The organism is Sinorhizobium fredii, assembly GCF_002944405.1.
Taxonomy (GTDB): Bacteria; Pseudomonadota; Alphaproteobacteria; order Rhizobiales; family Rhizobiaceae; genus Sinorhizobium; species Sinorhizobium fredii_C.
On the sequence record NZ_CP024307.1, the window covers coordinates 1417509 to 1433111 of the forward strand.

General features: G+C 63.3%; 12 protein-coding genes and 1 pseudogene. 4 read left to right on the top strand and 9 right to left on the bottom strand.

Annotated features, from left to right (window positions below):
• The first annotated feature begins 238 nt into the window (after positions 1-238).
• Positions 239-3733 carry a DNA polymerase III subunit alpha gene (gene dnaE, locus NXT3_RS06830; protein ID WP_104839004.1) on the top strand — a complete coding sequence of 1165 codons (3495 nt, stop codon included), beginning with the start codon at positions 239-241 and terminating at the stop codon, positions 3731-3733.
• 27 nt (positions 3734-3760) lie between these two features.
• Here the strand turns inward: dnaE and NXT3_RS06835 are convergent, their stop codons facing one another.
• Together NXT3_RS06835 and NXT3_RS06840 are read right to left on the bottom strand one after the other, a co-directional pair.
• Complete coding sequence (locus NXT3_RS06835) at positions 3761-4978, bottom strand: L,D-transpeptidase family protein (RefSeq protein ID WP_104839005.1); 1218 nt, start codon at positions 4976-4978, stop codon at positions 3761-3763.
• A gap of 178 nt (positions 4979-5156) precedes the next feature.
• Positions 5157-6446 (bottom strand): DNA polymerase IV, encoded by a 1290-nt coding sequence (locus NXT3_RS06840; protein WP_104839006.1) that lies wholly within the window; start codon positions 6444-6446, stop codon positions 5157-5159.
• Between the two features lie 74 nt (positions 6447-6520).
• Here NXT3_RS06840 and NXT3_RS06845 point away from each other — a divergent pair.
• Positions 6521-7109 (top strand): annotated as a pseudogene (locus NXT3_RS06845) (GNAT family N-acetyltransferase).
• Between the two features lie 50 nt (positions 7110-7159).
• Here NXT3_RS06845 and NXT3_RS06850 read toward each other — a convergent pair.
• Both NXT3_RS06850 and NXT3_RS06855 read right to left on the bottom strand, forming a co-directional pair.
• Positions 7160-7813: a hypothetical protein gene (locus NXT3_RS06850; RefSeq protein WP_037414158.1), complete on the bottom strand. Its 654-nt coding sequence runs from the start codon at positions 7811-7813 to the stop codon at positions 7160-7162.
• Between the two features lie 2 nt (positions 7814-7815).
• Entirely contained in the window at positions 7816-8085 is a 270-nt protein-coding gene (locus NXT3_RS06855) for a DUF3572 domain-containing protein (protein ID WP_037414160.1), read from the bottom strand.
• A 156-nt stretch (positions 8086-8241) separates the two neighbouring features.
• Here NXT3_RS06855 and NXT3_RS06860 point away from each other — a divergent pair, with 156 nt between their 5' ends.
• Positions 8242-8613 carry a response regulator gene (locus NXT3_RS06860; protein WP_037382972.1) on the top strand — a complete coding sequence of 124 codons (372 nt, stop codon included), beginning with the start codon at positions 8242-8244 and terminating at the stop codon, positions 8611-8613.
• Positions 8614-8630: 17 nt separating this feature from the next.
• Positions 8631-9998 carry a PleD family two-component system response regulator gene (locus tag NXT3_RS06865; protein ID WP_037414165.1) on the top strand — a complete coding sequence of 456 codons (1368 nt, stop codon included), beginning with the start codon at positions 8631-8633 and terminating at the stop codon, positions 9996-9998.
• 570 nt (positions 9999-10568) lie between these two features.
• Here NXT3_RS06865 and rpmG read toward each other — a convergent pair.
• The 5 genes from rpmG to rnr all read right to left on the bottom strand — a co-directional run bounded on the left by rpmG (position 10569) and on the right by rnr (position 15603).
• Positions 10569-10736 (bottom strand): 50S ribosomal protein L33, encoded by a 168-nt coding sequence (rpmG, locus tag NXT3_RS06870; protein ID WP_034795357.1) that lies wholly within the window; start codon positions 10734-10736, stop codon positions 10569-10571.
• Positions 10737-10831: 95 nt separating this feature from the next.
• The gene (locus tag NXT3_RS06875; protein ID WP_104839007.1) at positions 10832-12016 is read right to left on the bottom strand and encodes an MFS transporter; all 1185 of its coding nucleotides are present in this window, start codon (positions 12014-12016) and stop codon (positions 10832-10834) included.
• A gap of 12 nt (positions 12017-12028) precedes the next feature.
• Positions 12029-12652, bottom strand: coding sequence for an NUDIX hydrolase (locus NXT3_RS06880; RefSeq protein WP_234828110.1), 624 nt, complete (start codon positions 12650-12652; stop codon positions 12029-12031).
• 86 nt (positions 12653-12738) lie between these two features.
• Positions 12739-13194 carry a DUF983 domain-containing protein gene (locus NXT3_RS06885; protein ID WP_097526415.1) on the bottom strand — a complete coding sequence of 152 codons (456 nt, stop codon included), beginning with the start codon at positions 13192-13194 and terminating at the stop codon, positions 12739-12741.
• A gap of 42 nt (positions 13195-13236) precedes the next feature.
• Positions 13237-15603, bottom strand: coding sequence for a ribonuclease R (rnr, locus tag NXT3_RS06890; protein WP_097526414.1), 2367 nt, complete (start codon positions 15601-15603; stop codon positions 13237-13239).

A 15603-nucleotide genomic window follows, 5' to 3' on the forward strand; every position in this document is an offset into this window, starting at 1 on the left:
ATAGCCGAAAGGAGCCATGTTATGACTGATTTCGTCCGTGATCTCGCTGCCTTCGCCTCGATGACCCTTTTCATCGCCAGCATCTCGGTGATCGCACTCGGCATGTGACCGCTCCACCCTTTCCCACGGTCCTCCGCTCTGCGGCCCTGGCAAAAACATCCCCGACAGGGCCGGAAGACTGGACAGTCGCGGCGGGAAACAGGATATCCTCGCACCGAACAGGAATCGGAGTGCGGCAATGGCAGGCGAGGATAGCATTGGGCAGAGCATGGCGGACGCGAATCCGCAATTCGTTCACCTGCGCGTGCACTCGGCATATTCGCTGCTCGAAGGCGCGCTGCCGCTGAAGAAGATCATCGCCAAGGCGGTGGCCGACGATCAGCCGGCCATCGGCATCGCCGACACGAACAACCTTTTCGCGGCGCTGGAATTTTCCCAGAAGGCGGCGGACGAGGGATTGCAACCGATCATCGGCTGCCAGCTCTCCATCGACATGGAGGACGAGGCGGAGGGGGAGCGGCGCGGTCACGCGCAGCAGCTCGCCAAGCTGCCTTCGATCGTCCTGATTGCCGCGACCGACGCAGGCTATGTCCGTCTCGTCGACCTGGTCAGCCGCGCCTATCTCGAAGGCGAAGGTCATCAGGCGGCGCGGGTGACGCGCTCCTGGCTCGCGGCGGGCGGCACCGATGGTCTGATCGCGCTGACGGGCGCCGGCAGCGGCCCTGTCGATCTGGCGCTGAAGGCCGGTTCGGCCGCTCTTGCCGAGGGGCGCCTCAAGGCGCTGGTCGAGCTGTTCGGCAATCGCCTCTATATCGAACTGCAACGGCACGGCAGCTATGATCGACGTCATGAGAGCCGGCTGGTCGAGCTCGCCTATCGCTACGACATTCCGCTCGTGGCGACGAACGAGGCCTTTTTCCCGTCGCCGGCCGACTATGATGCGCATGACGCGTTGATGGCCGTTGCCCACAATGCCGTCGTCTCTGACGACCGCCGCTTCCGGCTGACGTCGGATCACTATCTCAAGAGCCGCAAGGAGATGGCAGCGCTTTTCGCCGATCTTCCGGAAGCGCTGGAAAACACCGTGGAGATCGCGCGGCGCTGCTCCTTCATGCTGAAGACCCGCGGGCCGATCCTGCCGCGCTTCACCGGTGCCTCGGACGATCCCGTCGAGGCCGAGCGCGCCGAGTCCGCCGAGCTTCGCCGCCAGGCGGAGGAGGGGCTGGAGAAGCGGCTCGCCAAGCTCGGCATGGCGCTGGGCTACAAGGAAGAAGACTATCGCGAGCGCCTGGCCTTCGAACTCGGCGTCATCGAGCGCATGAAGTTTCCGGGTTATTTCCTGATCGTTGCCGACTTCATCAAATGGGCGAAGCAGCACGACATCCCCGTCGGTCCGGGCCGCGGCTCGGGCGCCGGCTCGCTGGTCGCCTATGCGCTGACGATCACCGACGTCGATCCGATGCGCTTCTCGCTCCTCTTCGAGCGCTTCCTCAATCCCGAGCGCGTCTCGATGCCGGACTTCGACATCGACTTCTGCCAGGACCGCCGCGAAGAGGTGATCCGCTACGTGCAGCAGAAATACGGCCGCGAGCAGGTGGCGCAGATCATCACCTTCGGATCGCTGCAGGCGCGTGCGGCGCTGCGCGACGTCGGCCGCGTGCTCGAAATGCCCTACGGCCAGGTCGACAAAATCTGCAAGCTGGTGCCGAACAATCCGGCAAACCCGACGCCGCTGTCGAAGGCGATCCAGGAGGAGCCGCGCCTTAAGGAGGAGGCGGAAAAGGAACCGGTCGTCGGCCGGCTGCTCGATATCGCGCAGAAGATCGAGGGTCTCTACCGCCACGCCTCGACCCATGCGGCGGGCATCGTCATCGGCGACCGTCCGCTGTCGCAACTGGTGCCGATGTACCGCGATCCGCGCTCCGACATGCCGGTCACCCAGTTCAACATGAAATGGGTCGAGCAGGCAGGCCTCGTCAAATTCGACTTCCTCGGACTGAAGACCCTAACCGTGCTGAAGACGGCGGTCGACTTCGTCGCCAAGCGCGGTATTCAGGTCGATCTGGCGAGCATTCCGCTCGACGATCCCAAGACCTACGAGATTCTGTCCCGCGGCGAGACGGTCGGCGTGTTCCAGGTGGAAAGTGCCGGCATGCGCAAAGCGCTGATCGGCATGCGGCCGGACTGCATCGAGGACATCATCGCGCTGGTGGCGCTCTACCGTCCCGGTCCGATGGAAAACATCCCGGTCTACAACGCCCGCAAGCATGGCGAGGAAGAGATCGAATCGATTCATCCGAAAATCGATTACCTGCTCAAGGAAACGCAAGGCGTTATCGTCTACCAGGAGCAGGTGATGCAGATCGCCCAGGTGCTGTCGGGCTATTCACTCGGCGAGGCCGATCTCTTGCGCCGCGCCATGGGCAAGAAAATCAAGGAGGAGATGGACAAGCAGCGCGCCCGCTTCGTCGAGGGCGCGGTCGGCAATGGCGTGTCGAAGCCGCAGGCGGACCTGATCTTCGATCTGCTCGCCAAATTCGCCAATTACGGCTTCAACAAGTCGCATGCGGCCGCCTACGCCATAGTCTCCTACCAGACCGCCTATATGAAGGCGCATTATCCGGTCGAGTTCCTCGCGGCGTCGATGACGCTCGACATGTCGAACACTGAGAAGATCAACGACTTCCGCCAGGACGCGATGCGCCTCGGAATTCAGGTTATCGCCCCCTCGGTGCAGAGCTCGTTCCGTCCTTTCGAGACCGGCGACAACCGGATCTATTACTCGCTGGCTGCCATCAAGGGCGTCGGTGAATCCGCCGTCGACCACATCGTTGCCGTTCGCGGCGACCGTCCCTTCGCGAGCCTCGAGGATTTCTGCCTCCGGATCGACCCGAAACTTCTGAACCGGCGCGTCTTTGAAAGCCTGATCGCCGCCGGTGCTTTCGACTGCTTCGGTTACGACCGGGCCGAGCTCATCGGCGGCCTCGACCGGATTCTCGGCTTTGCGCAGCGCGCCCAGGAAAACAAGCTCAGCGGCCAGAGCGACATGTTCGGCGCGGGCGCTGCGACGGGTCCCGAAAAGATCGCTCTGCCGGCCTACACGCCCTGGCTTGCCTCGGAGAAGCTGCACCGCGAGTTCCAGGTGCTCGGCTTCTACCTTTCCGCCCATCCGCTCGATACCTACAACAATCTCCTGGCGAAGATGCGGGTGCAGACATTCGCGGATTTTTCCGCCGCCGTGAAGAAAGGGGCGACCGCGGGCCGCCTTGCCGGCACCGTGACGTCGAAGCAGGAGCGCAAGACGCGTACCGGCAACAAGATGGGCATCGTCGCCTTCTCCGATGCGTCGGGCCAGTTCGAGGCGGTGCTGTTTTCCGAAATGCTGCACCAGTATCGGGACCTGCTGGAACCCGGCAAGTCGCTGGTGATGACGGTAGACGCGGAGGAGCGGCCGGAAGGCGTCGGCCTTCGCATCCGGACGCTGCGGTCGCTCGAAGAGGAATCGCTGCAAATGCAGAAGGCGCTGCGCGTCTATGTGCGGGACTCCGGCCCCTTACGCTCCATCGCCTCGCACCTCAACGCCAAGGGCGACGGCCTCGTCTCCTTCATCGTCATCAAGGACAACGGTCAGCGGGAGATCGAGGTCGAGCTCAGCGAGAGATACCGGATCTCGCCGGAAATCGCTGCGGCCCTTCGCTCCGCGCCGGGTGTCGTGGACGTCGAGTTGGTATAGGCACCGGCCGCAAGCGTCAGCGACCGCTTACGGAGCGCGAGTAATGGTGATGAAATCGGTCCCTTCGCCGGTCTCCAGCCCGGTGTCCGTGTCGGAAACCGACAGCGACGATCCGTCGGCAAGGAGGCTTGCTATGCGCCGGCGCACGTCCACGGACATTGTGAGGCGGCTCAGGCTCCGCTGAAGGCCGTTGTATTCCATGCGGTCGGCGTCCACCGTGATGCCCAGCCGTTGTTTCGCGGCCTTTGAGAGCGCGTTGTCGAGCGACATGCCGAACCACTTGCCCTCGCCGGTTGCTGCGTCTGTATCCTGGTACTGCAGAAAATGCGTGCCGAGCGCCAGTTCGGGTCTCTCTATCCTTACGTCCGCCTCGAAGAGCGGTTCAAACGCGCGGCGTACGCGCAGAATACCGTTCGCCGGCATGTCCCTGCCGGCCTTGCGATAGACCGCCCCGATCAGTTCCGGGGTCGCTTTTCCGTCCACCGGCAGCCCCTCTGCCGTCTGGAACGAGCGGATCGCCGCAAGCGTCATGGGGCCGCTGCGGCCATCCGGCTCACCCGCGTCGTAGCCGAGCATCGTCAGCAGCACCTGCAGATCGCGCATCGTCTCCCGGTCGCCACGCCGGGTGATCAGAATGCGAATTGGCGGCTGATCGTGCTCCAGCACCGGCAAGGGGTTGCTTTCCGTCATGGCGACTTCGACGGAACTCCCGTCGAAATGGCTGATGGCGGGCCGCAGCGGCACGTCCGACATCGGCGGCTGCGGCGGGCGCGCCTCTCTCGGCTGGAACAGCATCACGCTCGAAATTTCGGCGGGCGTCACCTGGCGATCGGAGATCACCACGTGCATGCCGCGTTCTGTCATCTTGAACAAGCCGACGGCGAATTTGCTCGGCAGGCGCACGCAGCCATGCGAGGCGGGATAGTCCGGCACATGGTTCGACCCATGCAAGGCGATACCGGACCAGGTGAGCCGCTGCATGAACGGCATCGGTGCATTCGAATAGATGTTGGACCTGTGATGGCGGCGCTTTTCGAGAATCGAAAAGATGCCCGTCGGCGTCGTGTGGCCGCGCTTGCCCGTCGAAACATTGGACGTCGCGACGACGGTGTCGCCGTCATAGACGACGAGCGACTGCTGCTGCCTCGAGACGACGATCTGCAGCGGCGCCTTGGTGCCGGCCACAAGCGCCGACGGCGCCGACACGATGAGAACGGCAAGTGCCATTCCGAGAGTGATACGCAATACAAACCCTCATCCGACCTGAAGCGCAATACCGATGCAGCGCTTCCATGCGGCCCTTTTCATGCACGCCTGGGTCGAGCGGGCGCGCCGAAATCTGTCGAGCAAGGATACGGATCAAGATTTAACGAATTGAAACACAGGAAGCCGCGCCGTCGCCGAGGGGCAGAGGGTTTACGCGCTATTGGTCGCGTCGGCGTTGGCCGAACGTATAGCCCGTTTCGACGCTGGCCTTGCCGAACTTGTCGCGCAGCTTGTTGATCGCCTCCTCGGCCGCAGCGCGTCTGGTCGCCAGAGGATCGACGAGATCCGGCGGATCGGCGAGATCGGGATGGGTGAGGTCGCTGACGCCGATGCCGATCAGTCGGTATTTCGTACCGTCGACCTCTCTTTCGAGCAGCTGGAGGCCGACCCGAAAGATGCGGTCGGCCAGCCGGGTCGGACTTTCGAGCCGCCGGTTGCGGGTGCGGAGCTTGAAATCCGCGGTCTTGAGTTTCAGGACAACCGTTTGGCCGGCAAGCTCCGACTTGCGCAGCCGCAGCGCCACCTGCTCGCTCAGCCGCCTGAGATGCGAAACGAGCTCGTCCGGGCGCGACAGGTCGTCGTTGAATGTCGTCTCCGAGGAGACGCTCTTCGCCTCGCCGTCGATCTCGACGGTGCGCTCGTCCTGACCGCGCGACAGGCGGTATAGCCTTTGGCCCATCGAGCCATAGCGGCGCATCAGGTCCGCTTCGTCCATCGTCTGCAACTGGCCGATGGTGCGGATTCCGTCACGCTCCAGCGTCGCGGCAAAGGCCTTGCCGACGCCCCAGATCAGCGTGACCGGGCGCTCCTTGAGGAAATCGACCGCCTCGGCCTGGCCGATGACGGAGAATCCGCGCGGCTTCTGCAGATCGGAGGCGACCTTTGCGAGGAACTTGCAGTAGGAAAGTCCGACCGAGACGGTGATGCCGACTTCCTCTTCGACGCGTTTCGCGAAGCGCGCCAGCGTGCGGGCAGGGGGATGGTGATGCAGCCGCTCGGTGCCGTTCAGGTCCAGGAACGCCTCGTCGATCGAGAGCGGCTGCACGAGCGGTGTCAGCTCGAGCATCATTGCCCTGACTTCGCGCCCGACCTGCGAGTACTTTTCCATGTTGGGCTTGATGACCACGGCTTGCGGACAGGCTTCGAGCGCCTTGAACATCGGCATAGCCGAGCGGACGCCGTGAATGCGGGCGATGTAGCAGGCTGTCGAGACAACTCCGCGCTTGCCGCCGCCGATGATCACCGGCTTGTCGGCAAGCTCCGGCTTGTCGCGCTTCTCGATCGAGGCATAGAAGGCGTCGCAATCGATATGCGCCAAGGTCAACCGATAGAGTTCGGCATGGCTGAGAAGCCGCGGGCTGCCGCAGGCCAGACACCGTCGCACCGGCGCAGCCAGTTCCTTGAGGCAGTCTCGGCAGAAGCCGGAAAACGGGGCAGCGCTGGTCATGGAGGAACAAATGTTGAACGCGGTGACTTTACGCTCTACGCTAGTGAGTCTCAAGGCGGCGATCGGAGGCCATGGTGGATATCGCCCTGCAATTTGCGCCGGTGACACGGGATCTCTGGCCAGATTTCGAGACGCTCTTCGGGCCGAAGGGGGCCTATTGCGGCTGCTGGTGCGTTTGCCCTGCGCCTGCCCTACAAGATCCGCGGCACCATGTCGGCCGATGACCGCAAGGCGTATATCCGCGAGCGCATCGAAGCCGGCCCGCCGCCGGGCATCCTCGGCTATTGCGAGGGAAGGCCGGTCGCCTGGATCCAGGTCGGCCCTCGTCAGGATGTGCCGCAATTCAATTCGCCGCGAACGTGTTCGCGGCCGTTGGAAGAACGCGAGGCCGAGGACGCAAGCGTCTGGGCGGTGAGCTGCTTCTTCCTTGCCTCGCCGCTGCGCGGCAAGGGACTTAGCCACCATATGCTCTCTGCGGCGATTGACCATGCGCGGGCGAGCGGCGCGCACTACCTCGATGCCTGTCCGATCGGTCACACGAAGCGGCCGAAATCGGTGGGTCTCTATATCGGCTCGACGGCGATTTTCGATGCGGCCGGCTTCGAGACGGTCGCCTGCCGCAAGGACGGCAGGCCGCTGATGCGACTGGACTTTAGGCAATGACGATGCGTCCGGAAAGTCTGCCGGCCTGTGGAGCGCCGCCCCGGCTTGCTTCAGCCGCCCGTCGTCGCGCCCCAGTGGGCGCGGATCAGCCCTGCCGCTACGCCCCAATCGGCGGCAACCTGGATGCCGGCGGCCGGCGTCGGGGCGAGTGCGCGAAACTCCGCGTTCGCCATCAGATTGATGAGGAAGGAGGAGGGCGCGTGCTCCTGCACGGAATGGAGGTTGCGCAGGATGTCGTCGATGAAGACGAGCGGAAGGCGGCGCTCCCCGTGCAGGTGCTTGACGAGCGGTCCCTTCGGCTCCTCGGAGGCAATCAGCGGATAGGGAAGGCCGAGGGCGTCGAGCAGGGCAGTGCGCAGCGGCGCATGGCGCGGCGGCATCGCCGTCAGGAAGACGATGTCGGCCTCTTCCGAAAGTGCCGTGAGCGTCTCGACGGCCAACGCGGCCGGCGTCTGCCATTGATCCTGGGCGGTGTAGAAGGCTTCGAGCAGCGCTTCCGCCGTCGCTTCGCTGACTGGTTCGCCGCTCCGCCGGTCGATGATGTTGCCGGCAAGGCGAAAGGAGCGCGGGAGCAAAACGTGCTCGCGGGCCTCCAGGAATGCGATGAACGGAGTCAGGAATTCGAGCACGACCTCGTCGACGTCGGTGACGATCAGCGGCCGTGGCTTAAGAGGCACGTCGCCAGGAGCGGCGAAGGTAGGCATGCTCAATCCTCGAAGTGCGCCGGGCCGGAAAATGCCTGGTGCGCCCAGACGACGTCTTCGGGAGCGGTCCCAGTCGCCGCACAGAAGGCGATGAGCGTCGGCTCGTGGTCCATCAGAAAGGCGACGACCCCGCCCATGAAGGCCGGGTCCCCCACGGCTTTGCGCAGCGACACAGGGTCGGTGCCGGTCAGCGCCAGGAAACGCGACAGCAGTTCCGGTTCGTTGGCGAGCCAGCCGAGGATCGCGATCGCCGTTTCGTCAGCGCTCTTCATGTTCTTGAATCTCTTCTCATATGGCGCTCGGAGTTACCTCTTTTTCAACCAAATATCGTTAGTCTTGCGACCGAGAAAGTGGGTCGAGTCACCGTTCGTGAAGCTTATATCTCTCCAAGGGACTTGCAAGGCGGCGACAGACAGCAAGGGATCGACATGCCCAAACAGGTGATGATTGTTGAGGATAACGAGCTGAACATGAAGCTCTTCCGCGACCTGATTGAGGCTTCTGGCTATCAGACGATCCAGACGCGCAACGGCATGGAAGCGCTCGAACTAGCGCGCAAGCACCGGCCCGACCTCATCCTCATGGACATTCAACTGCCGGAGGTTTCCGGCCTCGAAGTGACGAAATGGCTGAAGGAGGACGACGAGCTCCACGTCATTCCGGTCATCGCCGTAACCGCCTTCGCCATGAAGGGCGACGAGGAGCGTATTCGACAGGGCGGATGTGAAGCCTATGTGTCCAAACCGATTTCCGTTCCGAAATTCATTGAAACAATCAAGACATATCTGGGCGATGCCTGATTGCCGGGAAAGACGATATGACTGCTCGCATCCTCGTCGTCGATGACGTACCAGCCAACGTAAAGCTTCTGGAGGCGCGCCTCGTCGCCGAGTATTTCGATGTCTTGACCGCCGGCGACGGACGCTCCGCATTGGCAATTTGCGAGAATACGCCGGTCGACCTTATCCTCCTCGACATCATGATGCCGGACATGGACGGCTTCGAGGTTTGCGCGAGACTGAAGGAAAACGGCCGCACCGCCCATATTCCCGTGGTCATGGTGACGGCGCTTGACCAACCCTCCGATCGGGTCCGGGGCCTCAAGGCCGGTGCAGACGATTTCCTCACCAAGCCGGTCAACGATCTGCAGCTGATGTCCCGGGTGAAAAGCCTGGTGCGGCTCAAGAATGTCAGCGACGAATTGCGCCTCAGGGCGCAGACGGCGCAGACGATCGGCCTGCAGGAACTTGCCCGCGCCGACCGGCCCGACGAGCCCGGCAACGTGCTCCTTGTCGACGGTCGGGCCTCCTCGCAGGAGCGGCTGCTGCGCGCCTTGAAGCCGATCGCCGACGTTTCGGTGATCTCCGACCCCCAGGCCGCCCTTTTCGAGGCTGCGGAGAACAGCTTCGATCTCGCGATCGTCAATGCCAACTTCGACGACTACGATCCGCTGCGTCTCTGCTCGCAATTGCGCTCTCTCGAGAGGACGCGCTTCATACCGATCCTGCTCGTCACCGAGCAGGGGAGCGAAGAGATGGTCGTCCGCGCCCTGGAACTCGGGGTAACGGACTACATCATGCGGCCGGTCGATCCCAACGAGCTGGTGGCGCGCTCCCTGACGCAGATCCGCCGCAAGCACTGCAATGACCGGCTGCGCGCCAGCGTCCAGCAAACCATCGAATTGGCGATCACAGATGATCTCACCGGCCTTCACAATCGCCGTTACCTCGACAGCCATCTGAAGCTCCTGATCGATCGGGCGAGCGCGCGCGGCCGGCCGCTTTCGATCTGCATCACCGATATCGACCGCTTCAAGCTGGTGAACGACACCTATGGGCACGATGCGGGCGACGAAGTTCTGCGCGAATTTGCCAACCGCGTCCGTGCGACGGTTCGCGGCGCCGATCTCGCCTGCCGGTTCGGCGGCGAGGAGTTCGTCATCGTGATGCCGGACACGACGCCCGAGATGGCCGCGATCGTCGCGGAGCGGCTTCGCTTGATGGTTGAGGGACGCGCCTTCGGGATTTCACAGGGCGAAACGATCCTCAGCGTCACGGCGTCCCTGGGCATCGCCACGCTGCGGCCCCGGGACGATACGCCCGAAGCCCTGCTGAAGCGCGCCGATACGGCGCTGTACCAGGCCAAGAACAACGGGCGCAACCGGGTCGTGGCGGCGGCCGCGTAAGCCGAATTGGCAAGCGGCGCTCGCCGGCCGTCACGGACTTCGCCATTGGGCGTATGGGAGAGCGAAGCATACGCCCAAACTCAGCTTGCCATCTTACTTATAAGTTGTATCTTTTGCCGCATCGCTGATGCTGGGGCAAGCATTTCCAAAGAGCGGTCGGTTCGGATTTGTCCGAAGACGAGACAGAATTAACCAAACGCCGAGCAACGCGCTCCGGCGATTAAGAATTCGTTGATTTTTTTTTATTTTCAAGCAATGCTGATATTAAGGAAGTGTGACTTCCACGATCGATCGGTTACCCCATGATGCTCAGGTCCGCCGCATCTCCTGGGTCGTGGGGTCGGTCGGCTGGTTTCCGACATCCGCGGATTCCTCGTGCCGCAGTCGGAGCCAGCCGACCCCCTTTCAAAACGCCGCTTCGGACTGAGGCGGCGTTTTTCGTTGCCGATCGCAAGGCGTCGCGCGTGCTGTCGGACGCTGTTCAAGCGAAGAACTTCGCCATCGGCTGCAGCCAAAGAAAAAGCGCCGAACCTTGCGGCCGGCGCTCATCGGTCGAACCGAAACGCGATCTTACTTGATCTTCGTTTCCTTGAATTCGACGTGCTTCTTGACGACCGGATCGTACTTCGTCTTCGTCATCTTTTCCGTCATCGTGCGGCTGTTCTTGGTCGTGACGTAGAAGAAACCCGTGTCGGCCGTCGACAGCAGCTTGATCTTGATGGTGGTAGCTTTCGCCATGGTCGTCCTGCCTTTATAGAAAGATGAAAGCCGTGGACAACCGGTTGCGGGCCACGGTCAAGGTTGGCGCGAAACTACAAATCGCGGCCGAAAAGTCAAGGCCGTTTTGGATTCAAAACCATGCGGGCGAGCGAAAGCACGACATAAAGCCCGAAGAAGCCGGCAATGGCCCAGGCAAACCCGTCGTTGCCGGTGACATCCATTGCGGCGCCGATCACTTGCGGGCCCGCTACCGTGCCGACGGCGTAAGAGAACACGAAGGCTGCGTTGGCGGCCGCGAGGTCGGCCCCCTGGAGTCGGGCGCCTAGATGGCTGAGTCCGACCGTGTAGAGGCCCGAGACGCACCCTCCCCAGAACAGAAGCACAAGTGCCATGAGAAACCAGTTTTCGACCAGCATCGGCAGAAACAATGCGCCCACGAAGCCGATCAAGGTCAGTGCCGACAGGATCGTACGGCGATCCTTCACGCGGTCGGACAGCATGCCGAGCGGAATCTGAAAGATGAAATTGCCGATGCCCATGACGGTCAGGAGCAGAGCCGCCTGCGATTCGGTAAAGCCGGCGCGTGTCCCGAAGATAGGGAAGAGCGAAAGGCCACCATATTCCACCGCGCCGAAGATGAAGACGGCGGCGGTGGCCGTCGGCACGAGGAAGACGTAACGCATGAAATGGCGTTTCGGCTTCTCGTCGAGGGCCGGGCTTTCGTTGCGCGCGAGAAAGATCGGAATTGCCGAGAGCAGGATGACCACCGCGCCGACGGCGAAGGGCAGCACGCCCTCGCTCCCCAGCATAGAAAAGAGCAGGGGGCCGCTGGCGAAGCCAAGCGAGAGCACCGTGCCGTAGATGCCGAGCACGAAGCCGCGCCTGTTGGGCGGCGCAGTGGCATTGATCCAGAATTCCGAGAGAATGAAGAGAACAGTAATTGCACCGTGAAACACGATTCGAAGCGGAAACCAGAGCCAGAAATTGCTGACGTAGTAGAAGCCGAGCGCGCTTGCCGCCGCGAAAACGATCGCCAGCAGCATGGTCGGCGCAACGCCGTGACGATGGGCGAATTTCATTGTGAACGGAGCGGCGGCCATCGATGCGAGGCCGGCCATTGCAGCATTCAACCCGTTCAGCGTCGGTGCGATGCCGCGCTTTTCCATGATGATGCTGAGCAGCGGAAGGCCAAGACCCATCGCAATGCCGACGGCGGTGATCGACGCAAGCGCAGCGATCAGCGAAGGCCAGTGAATTTCGTCAACCGGCGCGGATGTGCCGGACTGCGGCTTCGACATTCGGCAGGATCCCTAGAGAAGCGTGCGAAGAAAGCGCCCGCGGCGCGTGAAGTAGAACGGGATTGCTCGGTCATGAGGAAGCGAGGAATCCGCCTCAAGCCCGGCTCTCAGATCCGCGAGGATGATTGCGGTGATCTCCGGCACTTGGAGAGACGAGAAGTCGTTGACGTCGATCCACTGCAAATCCTGAAGCTCCCGGCTGTCCAGGATAGCAGACGGCTCGATTTCGGCCTCATCCGCGAAGACTGCAAAGAAGCGCGTGTCGAACCGCCGCGCTTGTCCCGGCGGCGTGATGGCCCGCGCCATATAGCGCAAGTTTGTGAGATCGGGAAGAAAGGGAAGGGGAGCACCCGACGGGCTGTGTTGCCGGCCGAGACATACTCCCGCCTCTTCGAAGAGTTCTCGCGCGGCCGCGAGCGCCAGCGCCCGGGCGCGTCCCTCGGGGATCGGGCGCCCTTCGCTTGCCTTCAGCGCGCTGAGCACTGTCGGCTTCAGATCGCCGGAAAATCCCAGCCGATGGTCCGTCGGATCGCGGCGGCCACCGGGAAAGACATAGAGGTCGGGCATGAAGGCATGGGCGCTGTGGCGCTTGCCCATCAGGACACGCACGCCCTTGTTGGAGCGGTCGAGGAGCATGATCGACGCCGCGTCCCGCGGTCGGAGCGGCGGATGCTTGGCCGCGCCCGGCTGTGGCTGCGGCGGGCCGCTGCTCCGATTAGGCTTCATGCCGAGGGATCCCGCGGCGGCAGGATGTCTTCCGGCCGGTCTTCGTGACCGCCGAAGCCGTGCATCTTGAGAGCCCATTGCAGGCCGATGACCGCGCCCTTGACCGGCTGCATCAAAGCGAGTGCGCTGACGAGCGTCACCGGCGCCCAGAGCGCCAGGTGCTGCCAGGTGGTGAGCGGAAGGACGAGATCGGTCATCATATAGCCGCCGAGCACCACATGGCCGACGATCGTCACGACGATATAGGGCGGAAAGTCGTCGGCACGGTGATGGTCCATTCGCTCGCGGCAGACGGCGCAGGCATCCACCGATTTGACGAAGCTTTGAAACAGTCGGCCCTGGCCGCAGGCGGGGCACTTCCCGAGAAAGCCGCGCTTCATCGAGCGGCCGACGGGCCGCTCCTCCCGCTGCTCCCCGCCCAGTTGGAGCTTGTCCGTTGCCATTGCCTTCATGCCCAATCCTAATCGAACGAGGACCGCTCCGGCCGCTGAAGATCAGCGCCTGCCGCGCGGCGGTCGCGTTCCCGGCCGCTTGCCTGCGTTCATGCGATCGCGGCGGCCGGACTTGTGAAAGGAGCGCATTGCCGTCGGCATCTTTCGCCCTTCGCTCAGCATCTCGAAGCGGAGCGCGCCGGCGAGCGGCACGGCTTCTGCGAGCTTGACGCGGACCGGATCGCCGAGCCGATAGCCAAGTCCGGTTTTTTCGCCGGAAAGGGCCTGATGCGCTTCGTCATAGATGAAGTAGTCGCGTCCGAGCGTAGATATAGGGATGAACCCATCCGCACCATAGGCGGGAAGGGTGACAAATAGTCCCGCCTTGGTGACGCCCGAAACGCGCCCGTCGAACTCCTCGCCGACGCGTCCGCTCAAGTGATGGGCGATCAGCCGGTCGACCGTATCGCGTTCGGCCGCCATCGCGCGCCGCTCAAAGGTGGAGATTTCCGCTGCGATATCGTCGAGCACGCCCTCTTCCTGGTGTGTCAAGCCGCCCTCGCCAAGCCCGAGCGCGCTCACCAGCGCCCGATGCACCACTAGGTCGGCATAGCGCCGAATCGGCGAGGTGAAATGAGCATAGCGCATCAGATTAAGGCCGAAATGGCCGATGTTCTCCGGACTGTAGATCGCCTGGCTTTGCGACCTCAGCACCATCTCGTTGACCATCGTCTCGTAGGGTTTGCCGTCGGCCCGGGCGAGTACGCCGTTGAAATGGTTGGCGCGCATATTGCCGCCTTTGGAGAGCGAGATGTCGAGCGTCGCCAGGAACTCGCGCAGGCTTTCCTGCTTGGCGAGCGACGGCTGGTCATGGACGCGGTAGATCAGTGCCTGGCGTTTCTGTTCCAGCGTCTCCGCGGCGGCGACGTTGGCCTGGATCATCATTTCCTCGATCAGCCTGTGGGCGTCGAGCCGCTCCGGCACGAAGACCCGGTCGACGGTCCCATCCGGCTTCAGGATGATCTTGCGTTCGGGCATGTCGAGCTCGAGCGGCTGGCGCCGTTCCCGCCCGCGGCTGAGAATGCGGTAGCCTTCCCATAGCGGCTTCAGGATCGGTTCCAGGATCGGCCCGGTCTTTTCGTCCGGCGCGCCGTCGATGGCGGCCTGGGCCTGTTGATAGGAAAGCTTGGCGGCGCTGCGCATCATGATGCGGTGGAACGTATGCCCCGCCTTACGGCCCTCCTTGGAGAAGCGCATCCTGACGGCGAGCGCCGGGCGATCGACGCCTTCCTTCAAGGAGCAGAGATCGTTGGAGATTCGCTCGGGCAGCATCGGCACGACGCGATCGGGGAAATAGACGGAATTGCCGCGTTTCAACGCTTCGAGATCGAGAACCGATTTCGGCCGGACGTACCAGGAGACATCGGCGATCGCGACCGTGACGATGACGCCGCCGGGATTGTCGGGCGAGGGGTCCGGTTCGGCATGGACGGCGTCGTCGTGGTCCTTGGCATCGGCCGGGTCGATGGTGACGAGCGGCAGCGAGCGCCAATCCTCGCGATGCGCCATTGTGGCGGCCTCTGCCGCATCGGCCTCCTGCAGCACACGCTCCGGAAAAATGTGAGGAATGCCATGCGCATGGATGGCAATCATCGAGATCGCCTTTTCGGAAGCGACGGAGCCGATGATGTTCTGCACCTGTGCACGCGGCAGGCCGTAGCGGCCGAGGCGGGCGAGATGCACTTCGACGAGGTCGCCGTCCTTGGCCTCGCCGGTGAATTCCGGATCGACGAGGACTTCCTCGCCCCGCTTGTCGATCGGCAGCAGCCGTCCGCCGCCGCCCGGTGTAGCGCGGAAAACGCCGAGCACGGCATCCTTGCGCTTGTCGAGGACCTTGATGATGCGCGCCGTGTAGGCCGGCCCGCCGCGCTCCTTGGCCGGGAAGATCTTGGCAAGCACCCGGTCGCCGAGACCGGCGACGGGTATCTTGCCCTTCGCCTTGCCGACGGCAGACTGCCGGATGAGGACGGCCGGCGCGACGCCGTCGTCGTCGAGCCATTCGGCCGGCCGGCCGATCAATTCGCCGTCGATATCGCGGATCGTGATGTCGAGCACGGTCACCGGCGGCAGGGCGCCGGGGCGAACGAGCGACTTGCGCTTCTTCTCGACCAGCCCGTCCTCTTCCAGCGAGCGCAGCAGCGCCTTGAGTTCGACGCGAGCTTCCCCCTTAAGGCCGAAGGCCTTGGCGATCTCCCGCTTCGAGGCCTGCTGCGGGTTTTCGGCGATGAAGCGCATCAGCATGTCGCGTGACGGAACGGCGCCGTGGATGATCGTTTCCTTTTGGGCGGGCGCCGCCTGGGCCGCGCGCAACTGCTTCTTGCCGGCGCCTCTTGCGGGCCGTTCGGTCGGATCGCGCGGAATTCTGCTCAA

What these genes read in the sequence shown, in the direction of transcription:
- dnaE (WP_104839004.1), top strand. Translation starts at nt 239, where the DNA reads ATGGCAGGCGAGGATAGCATTGGGCAGAGCATGGCGGACGCGAATCCG.
- NXT3_RS06840 (WP_104839006.1), bottom strand. Translation starts at nt 6,446, where the DNA reads ATGACCAGCGCTGCCCCGTTTTCCGGCTTCTGCCGAGACTGCCTCAAG.
- NXT3_RS06850 (WP_037414158.1), bottom strand. Translation starts at nt 7,813, where the DNA reads ATGCCTACCTTCGCCGCTCCTGGCGACGTGCCTCTTAAGCCACGGCCG.
- NXT3_RS06855 (WP_037414160.1), bottom strand. Translation starts at nt 8,085, where the DNA reads ATGAAGAGCGCTGACGAAACGGCGATCGCGATCCTCGGCTGGCTCGCC.
- NXT3_RS06860 (WP_037382972.1), top strand. Translation starts at nt 8,242, where the DNA reads ATGCCCAAACAGGTGATGATTGTTGAGGATAACGAGCTGAACATGAAG.
- NXT3_RS06865 (WP_037414165.1), top strand. Translation starts at nt 8,631, where the DNA reads ATGACTGCTCGCATCCTCGTCGTCGATGACGTACCAGCCAACGTAAAG.
- rpmG (WP_034795357.1), bottom strand. Translation starts at nt 10,736, where the DNA reads ATGGCGAAAGCTACCACCATCAAGATCAAGCTGCTGTCGACGGCCGAC.
- NXT3_RS06875 (WP_104839007.1), bottom strand. Translation starts at nt 12,016, where the DNA reads ATGTCGAAGCCGCAGTCCGGCACATCCGCGCCGGTTGACGAAATTCAC.
- NXT3_RS06880 (WP_234828110.1), bottom strand. Translation starts at nt 12,652, where the DNA reads ATGCTCCTCGACCGCTCCAACAAGGGCGTGCGTGTCCTGATGGGCAAG.
- NXT3_RS06885 (WP_097526415.1), bottom strand. Translation starts at nt 13,194, where the DNA reads ATGAAGGCAATGGCAACGGACAAGCTCCAACTGGGCGGGGAGCAGCGG.